The sequence below is a fragment of the Spirillospora sp. NPDC046719 genome (assembly GCF_040645715.1).
In the GTDB taxonomy this organism is placed as follows: domain Bacteria; phylum Actinomycetota; class Actinomycetes; order Streptosporangiales; family Streptosporangiaceae; genus Spirillospora.
Window position 1 is genome coordinate 1 of record NZ_JBEYYT010000735.1, and the last position, 3,042, is coordinate 3,042.

Annotated in this window: 4 protein-coding genes; all 4 read right to left on the reverse strand. The window is 75.4% G+C overall.

The genetic code is table 11. The features are described 5' to 3' along the window. Nucleotides 1-364 precede the first annotated feature (364 nt). Nucleotides 365-1,294: a bifunctional helix-turn-helix transcriptional regulator/GNAT family N-acetyltransferase gene (locus ABZ914_RS49440; protein WP_500201524.1), complete on the reverse strand. Its 930-nt coding sequence runs from the start codon at nt 1,292-1,294 to the stop codon at nt 365-367. Between the two features lie 91 nt (nt 1,295-1,385). Further along, entirely contained in the window at nt 1,386-1,736 is a 351-nt protein-coding gene (locus tag ABZ914_RS49445; RefSeq protein ID WP_500201525.1) for a DUF3817 domain-containing protein, read from the reverse strand. Nucleotides 1,737-1,826: 90 nt separating this feature from the next. Next, nucleotides 1,827-2,183, reverse strand: a complete 357-nt coding sequence (locus ABZ914_RS49450) for a hypothetical protein (RefSeq protein ID WP_190865303.1) — start codon at nt 2,181-2,183, stop codon at nt 1,827-1,829. A gap of 70 nt (nt 2,184-2,253) precedes the next feature. Beyond that, on the reverse strand, nt 2,254-3,042 hold a 789-nt coding region (locus ABZ914_RS49455; protein WP_500201526.1), incomplete at its 5' end, for a citrate/2-methylcitrate synthase.

Genomic DNA, 3,042 nt, shown 5'->3' on the forward strand with positions numbered 1-3,042 from the left:
GCCCCGCCGACCTGCGCCGCCGGCCCGGCCCCAATACCCCCGTTCGATCGGGCGCCCCTGCGGTGCCCGCCCCCTGAAGCCGGACGGGCCGTCACGCCCCCGTCCGGCCGGGCACGGAAGGGAGGTGGGAATCAGCCCCGATCCGAGCCGGCGCCATGCCGGTGCACCAGGCGGCCGGAACTCCGTCCGACCCCCGTCCCGGCCGCCCACACGCAGTAAGGGATCGCTGCGGAGCCGAGCCCGTGAAGGCAAGAGCGCCTTCACGGGCCTCGGTTCGTTCGCGGGGAGCCCTCTTAGATTCGCGGGGAGCCCTCTTGGATTCGCGGGAAGCCCTCGGAGATTCGCGGGGCCCCTTCGGGAAGGGTCAGAGCTTCTTGCGCCAGACCTGGCCGTGCACCACGTCGCCGAAGCGGGCGGCCGGCGGCTCCTCCTCTTCCAGGATGAACCCGGCCCGCTCGTAGATCCGATGTGCGGGCCGCTGCAGCGCCGTCGTCCACAGCATGATCTCGCGGTATCCGGCGTCCGCGGCGAACCGGCAGCACTCCTCGACCAGTGCCGCGCCGACGCCCATGCCCCGCGTGACGGGCTCGACGTGCAGGAGCCGCAGCTGGGCCACGTCCTCCTCGCGCCGGACGCAGAACACCGCGCCGACCCGTTCGCCGCCGGCCTCGGCGATCCAGGCGCACTCCCGCTCGGGGTCGTGGTCCTCGACGTAGCCGGCGACGACGCGGGCGACGAGCGCCTCGTAGGTGCGGTCCCAGCCGCACTCCTCTGCGTAGAGGGCGCCGTTGCGCTCGACGACCCACCCGAGGTCGCCGGGGCCCAGCGGCCGCAGGACGGCGCCGTCCGGGCGGGCGCGTTCGCCGAGGATCCCCTGCACCGTGCGCATCGCGGCGAGGAGCCGGCGGCGGTCGTCCTCGGCGAGGCCGTCCAGCAGCGCGCGGATCTCGGCGCTGGACCGCTCGTCGAGCATCGCCTGCACCTCGCGGCCCCGGCCGGTGAGCCGGACGATCTGCCGGCGCGCGTCGCCGGGCGCGCGTTCGCGGACGACCAGGCCGTCGTTCTCGAAGCGGGTCAGCATCCGGCTGAGGTAGCCGGGGTCGAGGTCGAGGGTGCGCCGCAGGGCGAGCACCTCGGTGTCCTCCCGCTGCGCCAGCTCGAAGATCACCCGGGCCTCGGTGAGGGAGTAGGGCGAGCGCACCAGGCCCTCGCCGAGCACTCCGATCACTCCGGTGTAGAACCGGTTGAACGCGCGGACCGTGCCGACGTCAGCCGCCGTCGCCGTCGCCTCCATGCTCGCCCTCCCACGTTTGACTGAGTCAAACGTTACCCCCGGGCAGGCCCCCTGATCCAGCCCCCGGAGGGGGCCGGTGCGGGAAGGAGGGTCAGGCGCGGGTCGAGTCGGCGCCGGTCGGCTCGGGCTCGGCCGCCGCCGCGGGCCGCACCCCGCGCGCCTCGGTGACGATCTTGCGCTCGACCCAGAACGTCATCAGCGGCACGATGCCGCCGAGCACGATCAGCACCATCTTGGTCAGCGGCCAGTCCGCCCGCCGCCACACGTCGTAGGCGGCGACGAGGTAGACCATGTAGAACAGCCCGTGGACGGGCGCCACGATGCCCGCCATCGCGGGCATGTCGGTCGGACCGTACTTGAGGATCATGCCGATCACCAGCAGCACCAGGAGGCTGCCGACGAGCAGGGCGAGGATCCGGTACCGGGTCACCGCGCCTTCCACAGTTCACACCCTTTCATCGGCCGGCCGCTTCCGGCGGCCCGCACACCTCGGACGGCCCCGCGGCGGCCGGAGCGCCCGCCGGCGGCGCGGTCAGCCGCGCCGGTCGGTCTGGGAGTTGAGCCGCGCGAGGTAGCGGTTGTAGGCCGCCAGCGCGGGGTCCTCCTCCTCCTGCCGCCGGATGATCTCGCGCTTGACCGCGGCCTCCGCCGGCTCCTCGATCACCTTGGGCGCCGGGGTCACGCCGGCCTTCTCGTCGCGGATCATCTTGACCCACATCACGATCACGAAGATCGCGAAGATCGGCCATTCGAACGTGTACGCCCAGCTGCGGTCGTTGCCCTCCTGGGCGCGGTCGTACTGCCACCAGCCGAAGCCGATGAACGCGCCGCAGAGCACGACCGCGATCGCATGCAGGCCGAGCCAGGCCGGGGTGAGGAACCGTCGCACGTCAACGAGCGTACCCCCGGTCCCGCGCCGGCCGTGCACAACCCCCGGACGGCCGCGGGCACGGCGGTGGTCAGCGCGGACGCCCGGGCCGGCGCGGCGCGGAGGCGGCGTCCGGAAGCGGCGGCCCGGTGTAGACGGCGCGCGGGCGCAGCGGGTGCGCGCCGCCGTACTCCTCGATGGCGTGCGCGAGCCACCCGGCGGTGCGCGCGACCGCGAACACGGCCTCGCCCGCGCCCGGGACGAACCCGGCGACCGCGCCGAGCGCCGCCACCGCGAAGTCGATGTTCGCGGAGGGCAGCCGGCGCCGCTCCGCCTCGTCCAGGACGGCCTCGGCGGCGGCGAGCCGCGGGTGCCCCGGCGCCGCCGCGCGGACCAGGTCCAGCAGCAGCGTCGCGCGCCCGTCGCCCGACTTGTACACCACGTGCCCGAACCCGGGGACGCGCTCGCCGGCGCGCAGCCGCGCGCCGACCGCCTGGGCGGCCGACGCGGGGTCGGCCACCTCCGCGATCAGCCGTTCCGCCCCGTAGGACGCGCCGCCGTGCAGCGGCCCGCTGAGCACGCCGAGCCCGGACGCGACGACGGCGTACGGGTCGGCCCGCACGGACGCGGCGACCCGCGCGGCCAGCGTCGAGGCCGCCAGCTCGTGGTCGGCCAGCAGGATCAGCGCCGCCTCAAGCGCGCGCAGCGTCCCCGCCTCCGCCGGCCGCGGGCACAGCCGCCACCACAGCCGAGCGGCCACCCCCTCCCCGCCGAGCGGCGGCGAGCCGCCCGCGTGGGCGCGGCCGGCGGGCGGGAGGGCGTCGACGAGGCCGGCGATGAGGGAACGGGCGGTGGCGGTGACGCCCTCCGCGTCGAGGTG

Excerpts from the sequence above, each read along its gene's own strand:
- ABZ914_RS49440 (WP_500201524.1), bottom strand. The coding sequence starts at position 1,294 with ATGGAGGCGACGGCGACGGCGGCTGACGTCGGCACGGTCCGCGCGTTC.